This window comes from Amphritea atlantica (assembly GCF_900111095.1).
Classification (GTDB): Bacteria; Pseudomonadota; Gammaproteobacteria; order Pseudomonadales; family Balneatricaceae; genus Amphritea; species Amphritea atlantica.
Genome location: NZ_FOGB01000004.1, coordinates 25,370 through 41,862, shown reverse-complemented (window position 1 = coordinate 41,862; position 16,493 = coordinate 25,370). Strand labels below are relative to the sequence as shown.

At 51.4% G+C, this 16,493-nt stretch carries 16 protein-coding genes; 10 read left to right on the top strand and 6 right to left on the bottom strand.

Annotated elements, in window-relative coordinates; translation table 11 throughout:
• Window positions 1–9 precede the first annotated feature (9 nt).
• The gene (gene dusA, locus BMY09_RS08030) at window positions 10–1,023 is read left to right on the top strand and encodes a tRNA dihydrouridine(20/20a) synthase DusA (RefSeq protein ID WP_091356406.1); all 1,014 of its coding nucleotides are present in this window, start codon (window positions 10–12) and stop codon (window positions 1,021–1,023) included.
• A 26-nt stretch (window positions 1,024–1,049) separates the two neighbouring features.
• The gene (gene tal, locus BMY09_RS08025) at window positions 1,050–2,006 is read left to right on the top strand and encodes a transaldolase (RefSeq protein WP_091356405.1); all 957 of its coding nucleotides are present in this window, start codon (window positions 1,050–1,052) and stop codon (window positions 2,004–2,006) included.
• A 260-nt stretch (window positions 2,007–2,266) separates the two neighbouring features.
• On the opposite strand, the gene BMY09_RS08020 is transcribed toward tal, so the two are convergent.
• From BMY09_RS08020 to BMY09_RS08010, 3 genes are all read right to left on the bottom strand, one after another.
• On the bottom strand, window positions 2,267–3,724 hold the full coding sequence (locus tag BMY09_RS08020; RefSeq protein ID WP_091356403.1) for an NAD-dependent succinate-semialdehyde dehydrogenase: 1,458 nt from the start codon (window positions 3,722–3,724) through the stop codon (window positions 2,267–2,269).
• 217 nt (window positions 3,725–3,941) lie between these two features.
• A complete protein-coding gene (locus BMY09_RS08015; RefSeq protein WP_091356401.1) occupies window positions 3,942–5,150 on the bottom strand; it encodes a CaiB/BaiF CoA transferase family protein in 1,209 nt (402 codons plus the stop codon).
• Window positions 5,150–6,337: an acyl-CoA dehydrogenase gene (locus BMY09_RS08010; protein ID WP_091356399.1), complete on the bottom strand. Its 1,188-nt coding sequence runs from the start codon at window positions 6,335–6,337 to the stop codon at window positions 5,150–5,152. Before BMY09_RS08010 ends, BMY09_RS08015 begins: the two co-directional genes overlap by 1 nt.
• Window positions 6,338–6,751: 414 nt before the next feature.
• On the opposite strand from BMY09_RS08010, the gene BMY09_RS08005 reads away from it, so the two are divergent.
• From BMY09_RS08005 to BMY09_RS07980, 6 genes are all read left to right on the top strand, one after another.
• On the top strand, window positions 6,752–7,165 hold the full coding sequence (locus BMY09_RS08005) for a YbaN family protein (RefSeq protein ID WP_091356397.1): 414 nt from the start codon (window positions 6,752–6,754) through the stop codon (window positions 7,163–7,165).
• 171 nt (window positions 7,166–7,336) lie between these two features.
• The gene (metE, locus tag BMY09_RS08000) at window positions 7,337–9,619 is read left to right on the top strand and encodes a 5-methyltetrahydropteroyltriglutamate--homocysteine S-methyltransferase (protein WP_091356395.1); all 2,283 of its coding nucleotides are present in this window, start codon (window positions 7,337–7,339) and stop codon (window positions 9,617–9,619) included.
• Window positions 9,620–9,746: 127 nt separating this feature from the next.
• On the top strand, window positions 9,747–10,325 hold the full coding sequence (locus BMY09_RS07995) for a pyridoxamine 5'-phosphate oxidase family protein (RefSeq protein WP_091356392.1): 579 nt from the start codon (window positions 9,747–9,749) through the stop codon (window positions 10,323–10,325).
• A 132-nt stretch (window positions 10,326–10,457) separates the two neighbouring features.
• Window positions 10,458–11,150 carry a DUF4336 domain-containing protein gene (locus tag BMY09_RS07990; RefSeq protein ID WP_091357119.1) on the top strand — a complete coding sequence of 231 codons (693 nt, stop codon included), beginning with the start codon at window positions 10,458–10,460 and terminating at the stop codon, window positions 11,148–11,150.
• 53 nt (window positions 11,151–11,203) lie between these two features.
• Window positions 11,204–11,545 (top strand): 5-carboxymethyl-2-hydroxymuconate Delta-isomerase, encoded by a 342-nt coding sequence (locus BMY09_RS07985; protein ID WP_091356389.1) that lies wholly within the window; start codon window positions 11,204–11,206, stop codon window positions 11,543–11,545.
• Window positions 11,546–11,585: 40 nt separating this feature from the next.
• Window positions 11,586–12,251 carry a hypothetical protein gene (locus tag BMY09_RS07980; RefSeq protein ID WP_091356386.1) on the top strand — a complete coding sequence of 222 codons (666 nt, stop codon included), beginning with the start codon at window positions 11,586–11,588 and terminating at the stop codon, window positions 12,249–12,251.
• A gap of 66 nt (window positions 12,252–12,317) precedes the next feature.
• Here the strand turns inward: BMY09_RS07980 and BMY09_RS07975 are convergent, their stop codons facing one another.
• The 3 genes from BMY09_RS07975 to BMY09_RS07965 all read right to left on the bottom strand — a co-directional run bounded on the left by BMY09_RS07975 (window position 12,318) and on the right by BMY09_RS07965 (window position 15,501).
• The gene (locus tag BMY09_RS07975) at window positions 12,318–14,501 is read right to left on the bottom strand and encodes a diguanylate cyclase domain-containing protein (protein WP_091356383.1); all 2,184 of its coding nucleotides are present in this window, start codon (window positions 14,499–14,501) and stop codon (window positions 12,318–12,320) included.
• A gap of 302 nt (window positions 14,502–14,803) precedes the next feature.
• Complete coding sequence (locus BMY09_RS07970; protein ID WP_091356380.1) at window positions 14,804–15,145, bottom strand: hypothetical protein; 342 nt, start codon at window positions 15,143–15,145, stop codon at window positions 14,804–14,806.
• A 2-nt stretch (window positions 15,146–15,147) separates the two neighbouring features.
• Window positions 15,148–15,501, bottom strand: coding sequence for a NifB/NifX family molybdenum-iron cluster-binding protein (locus BMY09_RS07965; protein ID WP_091356378.1), 354 nt, complete (start codon window positions 15,499–15,501; stop codon window positions 15,148–15,150).
• Between the two features lie 182 nt (window positions 15,502–15,683).
• Between BMY09_RS07965 and BMY09_RS07960 the strand changes: the two genes are divergently transcribed.
• Together BMY09_RS07960 and BMY09_RS07955 are read left to right on the top strand one after the other, a co-directional pair.
• The gene (locus BMY09_RS07960) at window positions 15,684–16,049 is read left to right on the top strand and encodes a bacteriohemerythrin (protein WP_091356375.1); all 366 of its coding nucleotides are present in this window, start codon (window positions 15,684–15,686) and stop codon (window positions 16,047–16,049) included.
• Window positions 16,046–16,312: a hypothetical protein gene (locus tag BMY09_RS07955; protein WP_091356372.1), complete on the top strand. Its 267-nt coding sequence runs from the start codon at window positions 16,046–16,048 to the stop codon at window positions 16,310–16,312. Before BMY09_RS07960 ends, BMY09_RS07955 begins: the two co-directional genes overlap by 4 nt.
• Window positions 16,313–16,493 lie beyond the last annotated feature (181 nt).

The following is a 16,493-nucleotide window of genomic DNA, read 5'->3' as shown; positions in this document are numbered from 1 at the left end:
AACAAGCCATTGAAAACATCAGCAAAAACAAGCCACAGCCCAGCAACCCCGCGGAATACGCCGGATAGACGCCTTTCAGTCGCGCCCATGATGGAGTGGACGGACCGGCATTGCCGTTATTTCCACCGGATTATCAGCCAGAACGCGGTGCTCTATACCGAGATGGTGACCACCGGCGCGCTGATTCATGGCGACCGGGAACGGTTTCTGCAGTACAACCAGCAGGAACATCCACTGGCCCTGCAACTGGGTGGCAGTAATCCCGATGACCTGACCACCTGTACCCAGATGGCCGAAGAGTTTGGCTATGATGAGGTTAACCTCAATGTGGGTTGCCCCAGCGACCGGGTGCAGAACAATATGATCGGTGCCTGCCTGATGGCTCATCCGGGTCTGGTGGCTGAGTGCCTGGAAAAGATGCAGTCCGCCGTGAGCATTCCGGTGACGGTGAAACACCGGCTGGGCATTGATGATATGGACAGCTATGAAGAACTTCATCATTTCGTCTCAATTGTCCGGGAATCCGGCTGTAAGACCTTTATAATCCATGCCAGAAAAGCGATACTTCAGGGGTTAAGTCCGAAAGAAAACCGGGATATACCACCGTTGAACTATGACTGGGTCTACCAGATAAAACAGGCGTTTCCCGATCTGGAAGTGCTGATAAACGGTGGCATCAAAACACTGGATGAAAGCAAAGCACATCTGCAGCATGTTGATGGTGTCATGATCGGCCGGGAAGCCTACCACAACCCCTATATGATGGCGGAGGTAGACAAGCTTTATAACCCGGACGCGGCAGTGAAAACCCGCTTAGAGATTATCGAACAGATGTACCCCTACATTGAAGAGCAACTGAGCCAGGGTTGCTATCTGGGCCATATCACCCGCCATCTGCTGGGCCTGTTTCACGGCCAGCCGGGCGGACGCCAGTTCCGACGCTATCTGAGTGAAAATGCTCACAAGGCCGGTGCTGATGTCGACGTTTTGAAACACGCGGTTGCTAAAGTAGCTGCGTTCTAAAAGATTATGGAATAAGGAATATAACAATGGAAAGCCAGCTGGATCAGCTTAAAAAGATGACCACCATTGTTGCCGACACCGGCGACATTAATGCGATCCGCGATCTGAAACCGGTGGATGCAACCACCAACCCCTCCCTGCTGCTGAAAGCCAGTCAGGACCCGGCTTACCGTCCCTATCTGGAACAGGCCAAAGCCTGGGCGCTGAGTCAGAGTGGCAGCGAAGCGGAACAACTGGCCAACATGACCGATAAGCTGGCGGTGCTGGCCGGCTGCGAAATCCTTTCGCTGATTCCCGGGCGTATCTCCACCGAGGTGGATGCACGCCTGTCGTTTGATACCCAGGCAACCATCGCTAAAGCGAAGAAACTGATCGGCCTGTATAACGAAGCGGGTATCAGTAATGAGCGGGTGCTGATCAAAATCGCATCAACCTGGGAAGGGATCGAAGCGGCCCGTCAGTTGGAAAAAGAGGGCATCAATTGTAACCTGACGCTGCTGTTTGGCTTCGCCCAGGCGGTGGCCTGTGCCGATGCCGGTGTGTTCCTGATCTCGCCCTTTGTCGGTCGGATTCTTGACTGGTATAAAGCCAACAGCCCAGAGGGCACTGAGCTGAGCGGCCCTAAAGATCCCGGCGTACTTTCGGTCAGCCGCATCTACAACTACTACAAGCAACACGGTTATAACACCGTGGTGATGGGGGCCAGCTTCCGTAACAGTGAAGAGATTCGCCAACTGGCAGGCTGTGACCGGCTAACGATCAGCCCGGGGCTGATTGAAGAACTGGCGGGAACCAGAATACCGCTGGACCAGAAGCTTTTTGCTGATGCTCCGATGAGTGATGAGCCAAAGCTTGAAAACAGTGAACAGGCGTTCCGCTGGGCAATGAATGAAGATGCGATGGCCACCGAAAAACTGGCTGAGGGTATCCGCAACTTTGCCGCGGATCAGGTGAAGCTGGAGCAGTTGCTAAGTCAGCTATAAACCGGCTGACAATAATCAACGCTTGATGCTTAAAAGCGTTACCACAGTACCCAAAGGGCATGCTATACCCAAAGGGCATGCTATACCCAAAGGGCATGCGAAGATCACAGAGGACACGGAGAAGCACTATTAACTGGCTTTTCTCTGTGCACTCTGTGTCCTCTGTGGTGAGTCTGTTTTATGCTCTAAAGGCCCCTGCTCCGGTACTCTCTTCCAGTACTCTCTGGCGCGAAGAACCTTTTTTTAACCGGTCAGTGCTGTTACAACCCGCCCACCAGCGTATATTTGATCTCCAGGTAGTCCTCCATACCGTACTTAGAACCTTCCCGGCCGGTACCCGACTCTTTAACACCACCAAACGGGGCCACCTCGGTTGACAGAATACCATCGTTAACCGCTACCATGCCGTATTCCAGCGCTTCAGACACCCGGAACACCCGGGCATAATCACGGGTAAAGAAGTACGCTGCCAGACCAAACTCGGTGTCGTTAGCGATCTGCACCGCTTCCTCTTCAGTGTCAAAACGGAACAGTGGCGCCACCGGACCAAATATCTCCTCATGGGCCAGGCGCATATCGTTAGTGATATCAGCAACAATGGTCGGCTCGTAGAAATTTCCGCCCAGTGCGTGGGGTTTGCCTCCGGAAATAATCCGCGCCCCTTTGGCCACCGCATCATCAACCATCGAAGTCACTTTATCCAGCGCCGCCCGGTTGATCAGTGGTCCCTGCTGAAATTCGCCTTCCGAGCAGTTACCCACCTGCAGTTTGGCAACCTCGGCGGCATAGCGCTGGGCAAACTCTTCATAGATACCACTCTGAATCAGCAGACGGTTGGCACAGACACAGGTCTGACCGGAGTTGCGGTATTTAGAGGCGATTGCGGCGGGCACCGCTTTATCGAGATCCGCATCATCAAAGATAATCAGAGGGGCATTCCCCCCCAGTTCCATCGAGGTTTTCTTCACTGTGTCAGCACACTGACGCATCAGCTGTTTACCCACCGGCGTCGATCCGGTAAAGGAGAGCTTACGCACCACCGAGCTATCGGTGAGGGTTTTGCCTACTTCGATTGGACGCTTAGTGGTGATAACGTTGATGACACCTGCCGGAATACCAGCGCGGTCTGCCAGTTCCATCAACGCCAGCGCCGATAGCGGTGTATCTTCAGCGGGCTTGATAATCATCGTACAACCCACCGCCAGGGCCGGAGCACACTTACGGGTGATCATCGCATTGGGGAAGTTCCAGGGGGTGATCGCTGCAGTTACGCCAATCGGTTCTTTGGTCACGATAATACGCTTATCCGCTGCATGGGACGGGATAACATCACCATAAGCCCGTTTGCCCTCTTCCGCATACCATTCGATAAACGATGCGCCATAGAGCACTTCACCGGCGGATTCTGCAATTGGCTTGCCCTGTTCTGCGGTCATCAGAATAGCCAGATCATCCTTGTTGGCAACGATCAGTTCAAACCATTTGCGCAGCAGTACTGAACGCTCTTTCGCGGTTTTCTTTTTCCAGCTTTTAAAGGCCACATCGGCGGCCGCGATGGCGGCTTCGGTTTCTTCAACCCCCAGATCCGGCACAGTGGCGATCTGCTCACCGGTGGCCGGATTCAGTACCGGATTGGTTTCGCCGTTCAGGGCGTCAATCCACTGACCATTGACGTAGGCGTGTTGCTTTAACAGCGACGGATCTTTCAGGGTAATCATGTGTAACTCCAAAAACAGCAATAACGCCCCGATACCGATATCGGGGCGTGTATCAAAATACAGAACTTTTAATTACAGAACTCTTAATTACAAAGCGCTTAATTACAGCGCTTAATTACAGCGCTTTTAAATACGAGCGTTTAAATACAACACTTAGGTATTCAGCACTCTTATATTCAGAACGTTATACAGCCTTATAAAGGTAGTAAACCAGATCTCAGGCGACAACGTTCTGCGCTTTTAATTGTGTAATTTCCGCTTCGCTCAGTCCCAGAGAGGCCAGTACCTCATCGGTATGCTGCCCCAGTGTCGGTGGCGCAGCATTGTACTCTATCGGGGTGTGAGAGAATTTCACCGGACTGGCAACGCCGGGCACACTGCCACCCGCCGGATGAGGCAGCTCTACCTGCATCTGGCGGTGTTTCACCTGCGGATCAGCAAACACTTTATCCAGCGTATTGATCGGCCCGCACGGCACCCCCTGCGACTCAAGCTTCTCCAGCCACCAGTCACTGCTGTGACTACGCATCAGCTCGGCCACCAGGGGTGTCAGTTGTGCACGGTTTTCAACCCGTAATGAGTTAGTGACAAAAGCGGGATTATCCGCCAGCTCCGGGGCACCCGCCAGGGCACAGAAGCGGGCAAACTGAGCATCATTGCCCACCGCCAGAATGATGTGGCCATCCGCCGTCGGGAACGCCTCATAGGGGACAATATTCGGATGGGCATTTCCCAGACGTACTGGCGGCTTGCCACCCACCAGATAGTTCATCGCCTGATTTGCCAGCGTTGCCACCTGTACATCCAGCAGTGCCATATCGATATGTTGTCCCACACCGGTTTCACTGCGGTGCAACAGCGCCGCCTGAATACCGTTACAGGCATACAGACCGGTCATCACATCCACCAGGGCGACGCCGACCTTCATTGGCTGACCATCGGGATCTCCGGTGACGCTCATCAGACCGCCCATCGCCTGGATCATAAAGTCATAGCCAGCCCGTTGCGCATAGGGACCGTCCTGACCAAAACCAGTAACAGAGCAGTAGATCAACCCGGGATTCACCGTTTTCAGGCTGTCATAGTCGAGGCCATATTTTTTCAGGCCGCCGACTTTATAATTCTCAATCACAACATCGACCTGCGCCGCCAGACGCTTAATCAGCGCCTGTCCCTCAGGGGTGGTCATATCAATCGCAATTGAGTGTTTACCCCGGTTCGCCGCATGAAAATAGGCGGCGTCTGTCGGGTTGCCATCCGGGTCCTTAACAAACGGAGGCCCCCAGCCACGGGTATCATCACCACAGCCAGGACGCTCCACCTTAATCACTTCAGCACCAAAATCTGCCAGCATCTGGCCGGCCCAGGGGCCCGCCAGAATACGGCTGAGATCGAGTACTCTGATATGACTCAGCGCGCCAGCCATCAGAAGAACGCCTGAATGCCTGTCATCGCACGACCCAGAATCAGGGCATGAATGTCGTGGGTGCCTTCGTAGGTATTGACCGCTTCCAGGTTCATCACATGACGAATCACACCAAACTCATCGGAGATACCGTTACCACCGTGCATATCCCGGGCAACCCGGGCGATATCCAGCGACTTACCACAGTTGTTGCGCTTCATCAGCGAGATCAGTTCAACCGGGCAACGATTGTCATCCATCAAACGCCCCATCTGCAAACAACCCTGCAGACCCAGAGAGATCTCAGTTTGCATATCCGCCAGTTTTTTCTGCACCAGTTGGTTTGCGGCCAGCGGACGCTGGAACTGGATACGATCCAGGGTGTACTGACGGGCAGCAGTCCAGCAGAACTCAGCCGCCCCCAGTGAACCCCAGGCGATACCGTAGCGAGCTTTATTGAGACAACCGAACGGTCCGGCCAGCCCTTCAACACCGGGTAACAGGTTCTCGTCAGGGACAAACACATCCTCCATAACGATCTCACCAGTGACTGAAGCACGCAGAGAGAACTTGCCCTCGATCTTAGGCGCGCTCAGACCCGGCATCCCTTTTTCCAGTACGAAGCCACGTACCACGCCGTCCAGCTTCGCCCAGACGACAAACACATCGGCGACTGGCGAGTTGGTGATCCACATCTTCGCGCCTTTAAGGATGTAACCGCCATCCACTTTAGTGGCGCGGGTTTTCATATTGTTTGGATCAGACCCCACATCCGGCTCGGTCAGGCCAAAACAGCCGATCCACTCACCGGTGGCCAGTTTAGGCAGATATTTCATCCGCTGTTCTTCGCTGCCGTAAGCATAGATCGGGTGCATCACCAGCGAGGACTGCACCGACATCGCCGAACGGTAACCACTGTCTACCCGTTCAACTTCACGAGCCACCAGACCGTAGCAGACATAGTTAACCTCTGAACCACCATACTGCTCTGGCAGCGTAGACCCCAGTAAGCCGAGTTCACCCAGTTCCTGCATGATTTCGGTGTGAAAAATCTCGTTACGGTTGGCTTCTGTAACCCGCGGTAACAGCTGACCCTGACAGTAATCACGGGCAGCATCGCGAACCATGCGCTCCTCTTCGGTCAGTTGAGTCTCAAGGGAAAACGGATCTTCCCAGTTAAATGCAGGCTTTGTAGAAGATTTGCTCATGGAACACGCCTCTTGCTTCTCGTTATGTGCAGCCACCGCTTATGAGAGCGGTTTCCACCGGTTCTGATAGGAATGATAGCAGCATATTGTTCATTATTTTTTACAAAATCAAGCCCATAGAACAACATGGCTATATCGATTTTGTCCTGATAACAATACTACCGCCGACCCTGCTTTCAGGTATATGCCCCTTCAGGGGGAGGTAGAAAAAGGCCTGACATTAATGACTATCTGTGGCGATAAGCTGTCTATAATGGAGCTGATGTCTGCAGAGTGATACCCCCTGATACACTGTTTAAAATAGTGCCCACAACCGCAGGGGATCTCTGTGCATGTCAAAACGATAAGATAGTTGAAGCTCTGCGCTCATCTGATCAGCCAGGATGAATCAGGAGCGAACATTGAGGATACACTGTGCGTCAAACACTGATCCGGACACTTTTCCTGATGAGCGGTTTTTTTTTCGTTCTGTTAGGCATTATCGGACTGTTACTGCCACTGGTCCCGACCACCCCTTTCCTGCTGGTCGCGGCCTTCTGCTTTTCCCGCAGTTCGGAGCGTTTGCATCAGTATCTGCTCAACCATCGCTGGTTTGGTCATTATATTCGTGACTGGGAAGAGCATGGCGTGATCCCACTGAAGGCGAAACTTTTCGCCAGCGGTATGATGCTGTTAATGATCAGCTATCCGCTGCTGTTTCTGAATTTTCATCCAGGCCTGAAAACGGCCGCTGCCGCTACGGTTATCATTGCGCTATGGTATGTCTGGCGCAAACCCTCAAAACGCCCGCTATCGACTACTACTAAATCAGAACACCCTCTCAAATAGTCCCACCGATTTATAAAACAATGGCGATAAAATAATCTGTATTAATTTAATTCAATATTTTTTGATTTTATATCAATTTACCTCATGATAGATCAGCACCATAATCAACGCCTCTTTCGGGACAATCCCCTGTCTCAAAGAACGACCCTACAGAACTATCAACAGGAGAAGATGGTGAAAACACATATTCCGGGCTTTCCCCGTATTGGCGCTCAGCGCGAACTGAAGTTCGCGCTTGAAAACTACTGGCATGGAAAATCCAGCCGCAACGAGCTGACTGATGTGGCAAAGACTCTGCGAATGCAAAACTGGAATATTCAGGCTGAAAGTGGCATGGATCTGGTCACTGTCAATGATTTCTCTCTGTATGACCAGGTGCTGGATCACTCGGTGCTGTTAGGGGTGGTTCCTCAGCGTTTCAGCGATGGCAGCTGCGATAGCTTTGATAACTATTTCCGCATGGCCCGGGGGCGGGCACCATCAGGCAAGGCAACCCGTGCCTGCGAGATGACCAAATGGTTTGATACAAACTATCACTATCTGGTGCCGGAGCTAACCGCTACACAGCAGTTTATTCTCAATCCAGAAAAGCTGCTGGCGGAGATAACCGAAGCACAGCAAGCCGGTCATCGGGTTAAGCCGGTGATTATCGGCCCGGTTACCTATCTGTGGCTGGCTAAATGTGCGGCTCAGACGTTCGATAAACTAACGCTGCTACCGGCTCTGCTGGAAAGTTATAAAGGCCTGCTGAATCTATTGTCTCGTAAGAACATCGATTGGCTACAGATCGATGAGCCGGCACTGGTATTGGAGCTGCCACCTAAATGGCAGGAAGCCTATCGTGAAGCTTATCAGACGCTGAGCAGCAGTGGCACCGGGTTAAAGCTGATGCTGACCACCTACTTTGGCGCGCTGGACAGTAACTTTGATCTCACTGCTTACCTGCCGGTGGATGGCTTTCATCTGGATGCAGTACGCGGCGGCGATGAGTTTATCCGTTTCAGCGAGCGACTCAGAACAGATCAGGTGCTCTCAGTGGGCGTCATCGATGGTCGCAACATCTGGAAAACCGATATTACCGCAGCGGCCGGGCGCATTAAACCGGTTGCGGACCAAAGGGGCGATAACCTCTGGCTCTCCAGCAGCTGTTCATTGCTGCATGTGCCTGTCGATCTGGAGCAGGAAACCGGCTTTGATCCCGAGTTATACAGCTGGCTGGCATTTGCACGGCAAAAACTGGCGGAGCTCAGCCTGCTGAAACAGGCGATCGAGGGCAAAAACAGTCCTCAGCTGGCCGCGAACCTGCAACATGTGACCGCCCGGACACAGTCCCAGCGGGTACACCGTATCGAGGTGAAGCGGCGTGTCAACGGACTGATGCCACAAGATGGTGAGCGCGGCCTGCCCTACGCTGAGCGCGCGGTAAAACAGCAGCAAAAGCTGCAGCTTCCTGCGTTCCCAACCACCACTATCGGCTCATTCCCGCAAACCAGCGATATCCGTTCTGTGCGGGCCCGTTTCCGTCGTGGTGAACTGGATGAGATTAGCTATACCGCGATTATGCAGGCAGAGATTAAAGACTGCATCGAACGGCAGGAGCGCTATGGTCTGGATATGCTGGTACATGGCGAACCGGAACGCAACGATATGGTGGAATACTTCGGCGAACAGCTGGAAGGCTATACCACCAGTCAGTTGGGCTGGGTGCAGTCCTACGGTTCCCGTTGCGTTAAGCCACCGATTATCTATGGTGATATTCTGCGCAAAGAAGCGATGACCGTCGGCTGGAGCCGTTATGCCCAGTCACTGAGCAACAAGCCAGTTAAAGGGATGTTGACCGGTCCGGTGACTATGCTGCAATGGGCGTTTGTTCGGGACGATCAGCCCCGTTCTGAAACCTGTCTGCAGATCGCCCTGGCCCTGCGGGATGAAGTGGTCGATCTTGAGCAGGCGGGTATCGCTGCGATCCAGATCGATGAACCGGCTATTCGGGAAGGACTGCCGCTGAAACAGTCCGAGTGGGAGTTTTATCTGCAATGGGCGGTCTATGCCTTCCGTGTATCAGCCAGTGGCGTACAGCCGGAAACCCAGATCCACACCCACATGTGTTATGCCGAGTTCAATGACATCATTCAGGCGATTGCCGATATGGATGCCGATGTGATCACCATTGAAACCAGCCGTTCCAATATGGAGCTGCTGGAAGTGTTCACCGAGTTTAACTACCCCAATGAGATTGGCCCCGGCGTCTATGATATCCACAGCCCGAACACACCAACGGTAGAACAGATTCAGACGCTGATTGAAAAAGCCGCCACACTGATTCCAGCCGAACGTCTCTGGATTAATCCAGACTGTGGTCTGAAAACCCGTGGCTGGGATGAGGTTGCCACCAGCCTGATCAACATGGTTGCAGCGGCTAAAATCCTGCGGGAGCAACGACTGGCAGCATAACGTGCCCTGAATATAGCAACCAACAAAAGGCTGGGAAGCAATTCCTGGCCTTTTCTGTTTCACATTAACGCAATCATCTGATATTAATCAGGTAGATAATGTTAAGGAAAAACAAAGGGAACACGACATGGGTCAGCAATTTGCAGAACTGTCCACTCAACATATTGAGTTTATCGGTGAGCAGAAGATCTACTTTGTGGCAACAGCCGCGGCCACCGGCCAGGTCAACCTGTCCCCCAAAGGCGGTGATTCCCTCAGAGTGATCAGCCCGACCAGAATAGCCTGGTTAAATCTGACCGGTAGTGGCAATGAATCTGCCGCCCATGTATTGCAGAATCCAAGAATGACACTGATGTTCTGCGATTTTCAGGCCGCCCCCCTGATTCTCAGAACTTATGGCGATGCCCGGGTGCTGCATCGGCAGGATCCCGACTGGCACGAGTATCGCTCACTTTTTCCTGCCAGCGAAGCCGCCCGGCAGATCTTTATTCTGGATATCAGCCTGGTTCAGTCATCCTGCGGCATGTCAGTGCCCCTGTTTGATTATAAAGGCGACCGTGATGCGTTAACTAACTGGGCAGAGAAAAAAGGCAAACAGGGTATTGAGGCCTACTGGTACGACAGAAACCAGCAAAGTCTCGATGGTTTTGACACTGAAATCGTTGAACGCACTGGAATCAGTGCCCCTGAAAAGCACAACAAATAAGCGCACTGCAAGAGAACAGCTGAAAGATTGCCGCTAAATGTCAATGTCGCAGCAGCCCCTGTCTCTTCAGCTCTGTAACTGAAGCACCTGGTCAAAAACGTTTTTGTGGCAACGTTGTTAATGGAGAGTGTTGTGACTGAAATAGGTGAAAACATCTGGATTTTTGAGGGGCCTGCCGTACCCTTTTTTACCCTGCCCTACACGACGCGTATGACGATCATCAGGTTACCCGGTGATGAATTATGGGTTCACAGCCCGATCGCCCTGACAACGGAGCTGATTCACCAGATTGACACGTTGGGCAGGGTAAAATACCTGATCTCTCCCAACCATCTGCACCATCTGTTTATTAAGGACTGGCAGAATCATTATCAGGACACCCTGAGCTTTGGTACCAGAGAGGTACAAGTTAAGCGTCCGGATATCATATTTGAGAGTATTTTCACCCCATTTTTCAATGCCCCCTGGTCAGAACATATCGATCAACTGCTGTTTACCGGTTCGCCGGCCATGGAAGAGTGTGTATTTTTCCATAAACCCTCGGCAACACTGATTGTCACCGATCTGATTGAGAACTTTGCTCCGGAATCGTTCACCCCGGTGAAACGGTTCGTGGCCGCGGCTGCAGGTATTTTAGCGCCCAATGGCAAGATGCCCCTGGATTGGCGGCTGAGCTTTATGTTCAGTAAAAAGAAGGCGCAACAACATCTGCAAAACATATTACACTGGCACCCGAAAACGATCGTTATGGCTCACGGACAGGTGATCAACAGCGAAGCGGTACAGTTTTTAAAGCGATCGTTTAACTGGCTGGATATTGACTGATCCCGGTTAGTTATCCCGGCCCACCACTTTAATGTTATCTGGAGTACGCACCCTTGCCCCACTGTATTATTGAGTTTTCAGAAACGCTTATCCCCCGCCTGCCCCCTGCAAAACTGGTGCAAATCGTCTATGAAGGCGCATTGAGGTCCGGCTTGTTTGAGGCCGCAGATATTAAAACCCGCGCCTTAGCCTACGATCATTTCCTCACAGGTCCATCCCCTGCTGATTTTATTCACGTAACCCTAAGAATATTAAGTGGCAGAACCGATGAGCAAAAACAGTTATTATCTTCTACAGTGTTGAAGGGGTTAACAGATTGTAATCTGGCTGGAATATCCTTAACAGTGGAGGTTGAGGATATTCATAGTAGTAGTTATGCCAAATTTATTGCCTGACGCTGGCAGCATCAGGCTCTGTTTACTCTGAGAGGTGATTATGCTGGCTGGTCATATTGGTGTTGCACTGGCTCTGTGCAGATTGGATCGGCGCGTGAATCCGGGGGCATTAGTGGCTGCAGCCCTGTTACTCGACCTGCTGCTCTGGAGCTTTGTACTGCTGGGCTGGGAGTCGGTCACCATTCCTGACAATTTTGACCAAAAGCATCAACTGAAATTTAACTACTCATACTCCCACAGTCTTTCTGCGGCGGTTATCTGGTCCCTCATGTCTGGTGCGGCAGCGTTTCTCTGGTATTCAGAGTTCAGAGGGGTGGGCCTGCGAGCCGTATTTATGGTTTCGGTGGCAGTGTTCTCCAACTGGTTACTGGATTTTACGGTGCATGACCTCGACCTCTCTCTTCTGGGCGATGCTTCTCTGAAGATGGGCCTGAAATTTTGGGATAATATGCCCGTTATCTTGCTAATTGAGGCAGGTATTCTGCTGGCCGGATTGTTACTGTTTCTCTATGGTGCCAGAATCTCTACCGCCAGAGTGGTGGGCATGACCCTGCTCTGTGTGCTCGCGCTCACCATCACAGTAGTGACCATGACCATTGCACCAACCCCCTCTTCTGAGGTGTTGTTAGCCCAGGGGTCACTGGTAATGATTCTGTCCATCTGTCTGCTGAGCGGGTGGCTGGGGAGGCAGCTAAGGAGAGCATAAGCGGTTCGGAACGGCCGGTCCCACAGTAATCCCGCCTGTTCTTTTTACCCGATGCGCCGCTTCACATCACTCAACCGCTTCGGTGTCCCCCGTCAGCACTGGCTGGTTGTTTAACTCATCTGCATAAAATGACAGTGATCGGGTGCTCTTTTTAGCGGCATACATCGCACTGTCAGCAGCGCCAATCAGTTCAACCCGGTTGACGCCATCGCGGGGATAAAAGGCCACACCAATACTGATTGAAATCTGCAGCTCCTTTGCCAATAACGTTACCGGCTCTGAGAGACAGGCACTGAGTTTGTTTGCGATTACACTAACCTCTTCAATGCCCGGGTTACCGGGCAGCAGCAGGGCAAACTCATCTCCCCCCAGCCGCGCCAGGGTATCACTATCCCGCAAAACACGACTCAGACGACGACTGACCTCAATCAATAACTGATCTCCAATATCATGCCCCAGAGAGTCGTTGACCGCTTTAAACCCATTCAGATCCATATACAGCAGTGCCGCTGAGCGGTTATTTCGCCGGCACAGTGCAAGCGTATGCTCCACCCGGTCAATAAAAAGCCGACGGTTAGGCAGTCCGGTCAGCGCATCATAAAAAGCAAAATGCTCCAGTTCTGCATTCGCTTGTTTCAATTCATCGGTACGCAAGCTGACCAGCCGGGTCAGTCTTTCGTGATAACCAAACGCAGACAGCACGATAAATACCGCCAGCGCACCAAACAATGCCTCGGCTATCAGAAAGCTGAGGCTATCACCGATCTGCAGAGCAGTGACGTTTTTATTACTGACATGCAGATTAAAAGTCCACGTATGATTCGCAAACTCCATCTCAAACCAATGGCTCAACCCCTCCCCTGCAGCGATATCATCCATAGTATCCATGCGGCCATACACCTTGTCTGCCGGATTGTCATTTTCGTACACATAGAGATCGATATAACCCAGCCGTTCAGCGATCTGCGGGTTATTCAGTATTTCTGACACCAGAAAAACCCCGACGACGAACCCTTTAAGTGATTCAACAGCAGCCACCGAGTTATCCTGCGGATCAACCTGCTGAAAAACCGGCGAGAAGATCAGAAACCCCTGTTTATCGTCTTTAGACTGCACCAGCTCTATAATATTGGTTGCGGTATCCTTGCGGGTCGCTTTGGCCAGCAACATACTCTGTTTACGCTCATCGTTGGAAAAAACGTTATAGCCCAGTGCCGGATTATTATTTTTAAACGGCAGAATATACTCAACTACCACCAATGGATCGGTGGATAGCAGAGGCTTTCCCCTGACCTTAAATCCTGGGTCTACCTCCTTCCGCGCATGTTGTTCAAACTCTTCAACCGCCCCCTGCCCGACCAGAATATCCCAGGAGATCGCACTGATGCCGGGCAGGTTGGCGAGATAGGGACGGGTAGCGTCTGTGAACACCTGATAATTGACTTCTTCGGTCTGCGCCAGGGTAGTGCCAAGATGGTTCAGCGCATCAAGGTAATTGCTCATATGTTGTTTCAGGATGTTTTCAACCGCTTCAGATTTCAACGCAAAATCATTTTCAGTCTTAGTCACCACCGAGTCTTCAATATATTGCTGCGCTACCTGAAACGCAGTAATTAAGGTAAACAGAGGTATCGTTAACGACTTCAGCAGGCGATACCAGACAACTTTATCCACCTGACGGATAAACATCGCCAACAAGAGAGGTGTGACCAGAATGACACCCAGAAAATCGCCTATCCACCAGATCAGCACATTGTTAAGGTAAATTTTCGCGCTGAGATCCCCGCTTAATCCCAGAGTTAGCGCCCCATTCCCCACCACGGCACTGATCAGACAACAGAGAAAGGCGGTACCGATAAACCCCGCCACATGGGAGTATGAGGGGGCATCAAGAATCTTGATGTGCCGGGATTGCAGAAGGGTGTGATTGACCCAAGCCTGTACAACCGACCCCATGGCGATAATCCCGGAGGTGAGCACCACCGACAGCCCCAGTTCACTATGGTGTAACAAATAATGACCAGAATTAAACAGCAGAGAGCCCAACAGAATGGCGGGCAGGAAGCGTTTACCAAAGATCAGGCACCCAGCCAGCGCAACGCCTGCAGAGGGCCATAATGAGACAATCTGTGCCTGAGGGCTAAAACTGGAAAAGAAAAACGCGGATCCAACATAAAGCACAAACAGTAAAAGATAGGTACTTCTACCTGTCAGGGAGTAGCAAACGTTCAAAATGCTGACGTGCTCCATACTAAAGCCTGCAAACGGGATACAGTGCAAGCCGGCCTTTTTGCACCAACTAACATCATTGTAGAGCCACTGAGTCGAAGACTATAACAGATTGTTTTATAAAATCTAATTCCCTGTAAGTCGTAGGCTGATTTACATCAGTCTGACAGCGTCAGGCACGGCCCCGCCTCTGAACCATTTCAGGTGATGCAAGGACAGGCAGCTAGTCTAGCCGTTTGGAAGAAACCCGACACACTTTAGATATAGATGGTCTGGTCGTCATTTCACTCACTTTTTTCTGCTGTATCATATCCGTATTTTGTTCAGCCACATTCAAGCAGACCCTGTTGACGGATACGTGCTTTAAACGCTTTCATCACCGGACGGGAAATCATTGTTTCAGCCAATAGTCGCTGTTCATATACCTGAAGTTTAACCACCTCGTCCGAGCTGTCCCGTGCGGCGGCTATCAGCCTGTGCACACCAGGCTCCAGAAGTATGTGATGACATGATTTAACCGCGTCATACAGTGCTGCCATGACGACCTTTTCCTGTTGCGTCATTTTGCACTTACCATCGATAATTTTCAGCATCACCGTAATCGCGCAGTCAACTTCAACCGGACTGAGAAGATGTTCAGACAGCCATTGTTCAATATCGGTCATCGTTAGCTCCAGTCGGACGTTTGTACATAGTGCAGCAGCGACTCTTCAATCCCCTCATGCCCATAGTCGCTGACGGAGATGACGCCAATCCGTTTCAACTTCTCTTGCGGCCCGTCACCGATTTTGACCACGAACACCGCATGACAGTCTTTGATAGTTTCCAGAATCAGCTCCATGGCTGACCTGTCGCCGGTATGTCCCTGGCAGTAGTGGTCTACAACGCGGCGCTCGATAAACTCACAATGATCCTCGCAGACACGGTAGATCAAAAATGCTCTGGCATGACCAAAGTGCAGATTGATCGACACAGCATCTTTGCTGGCGACGGCCATCAAAACGGGGGGCAATTTCACCATCGGCTTAAACCTCTGTGGCTGCGTTGTTTTTCAGGGGTGCTAATACTCATATAGACAAGCACATGAGGTTAAGAGTGGCTGCAAAAGCTATACCAGCCATCTCTTTATTGGCGTGCAAATTGCTGGAAGCTTAAGACCAAACAAATCAGACGACAGATGAAGTCAGACTTATAGGTTTACTCATGCAACATTTAAATCATGCAGATATTGACTGTGATCATCAGCACTTTGCTGACATCACTACCCGGTTGAAAACCTCAGATACCGACCAGTTTAAAAGACTTTTCAGTGAGCTTCTTAGTCATACAGAAACCCACTTCAAGCGGGAAGAACAGTTCATAGAGCAGTACGACTACCCCGGAAAAAGCGAGCACTGCGGTGAACACAATCGCCTGCTAACCGAGCTGCGGCAGTTTAACCAGCGGGTACAGCAGGGCCGCCTGACCATGGCCCGTGCCTATATCAATGACCGTGTTGATGAGTGGTTGCATCAACATATTACCAATATGGATGCTGCGCTGGTGAAACATATCGAGAGTCACTCATGAAGACTGAGCTGAACACAGAACTGAACCGGATTATTCAGCTGGAAGAGGGGCTGGTCGCATTAGCATCGCTATACCACAACCCGATGACCGGCGACCGGATTCTCAAACTGGAGCTGAACTACCATACCCAGATCATCGGAGCCAAGAGTTTTACCCTGCAGGGGTTCAGCGGCGAAGAAGCGGAAAACCTGGTCAGAAACCTGCCCGATAATCAGTACATTATGCGGGAGATTGATGAGTTTCTGGCGGGCGATATGGATTAACGATTGTCGTGAACACGACAAGCGTCGAAACAAATAACTGCAGTAAAAACAACAAACGGTACAGGTTTTGTCGACAGCCAACAAAGAAAACAGAGCTGATTATATTTTTTATATAAAAAATAACAGGTTAAAGATAAATCCACCTTAGGTACGCTAATTGCAATTCAGAGAAAAATGCTGG

Excerpts from the sequence above, each read along its gene's own strand:
- BMY09_RS07980 (WP_091356386.1), top strand. The coding sequence starts at position 11,586 with ATGCTGGCTGGTCATATTGGTGTTGCACTGGCTCTGTGCAGATTGGAT.
- BMY09_RS08020 (WP_091356403.1), bottom strand. The coding sequence starts at position 3,724 with ATGATTACCCTGAAAGATCCGTCGCTGTTAAAGCAACACGCCTACGTC.
- tal (WP_091356405.1), top strand. The coding sequence starts at position 1,050 with ATGGAAAGCCAGCTGGATCAGCTTAAAAAGATGACCACCATTGTTGCC.
- BMY09_RS07995 (WP_091356392.1), top strand. The coding sequence starts at position 9,747 with ATGGGTCAGCAATTTGCAGAACTGTCCACTCAACATATTGAGTTTATC.
- BMY09_RS07975 (WP_091356383.1), bottom strand. The coding sequence starts at position 14,501 with ATGGAGCACGTCAGCATTTTGAACGTTTGCTACTCCCTGACAGGTAGA.
- BMY09_RS08010 (WP_091356399.1), bottom strand. The coding sequence starts at position 6,337 with ATGAGCAAATCTTCTACAAAGCCTGCATTTAACTGGGAAGATCCGTTT.
- BMY09_RS07970 (WP_091356380.1), bottom strand. The coding sequence starts at position 15,145 with ATGACCGATATTGAACAATGGCTGTCTGAACATCTTCTCAGTCCGGTT.
- BMY09_RS07955 (WP_091356372.1), top strand. The coding sequence starts at position 16,046 with ATGAAGACTGAGCTGAACACAGAACTGAACCGGATTATTCAGCTGGAA.
- metE (WP_091356395.1), top strand. The coding sequence starts at position 7,337 with ATGGTGAAAACACATATTCCGGGCTTTCCCCGTATTGGCGCTCAGCGC.
- BMY09_RS08015 (WP_091356401.1), bottom strand. The coding sequence starts at position 5,150 with ATGGCTGGCGCGCTGAGTCATATCAGAGTACTCGATCTCAGCCGTATT.
- BMY09_RS07965 (WP_091356378.1), bottom strand. The coding sequence starts at position 15,501 with ATGGTGAAATTGCCCCCCGTTTTGATGGCCGTCGCCAGCAAAGATGCT.
- BMY09_RS07960 (WP_091356375.1), top strand. The coding sequence starts at position 15,684 with ATGCAACATTTAAATCATGCAGATATTGACTGTGATCATCAGCACTTT.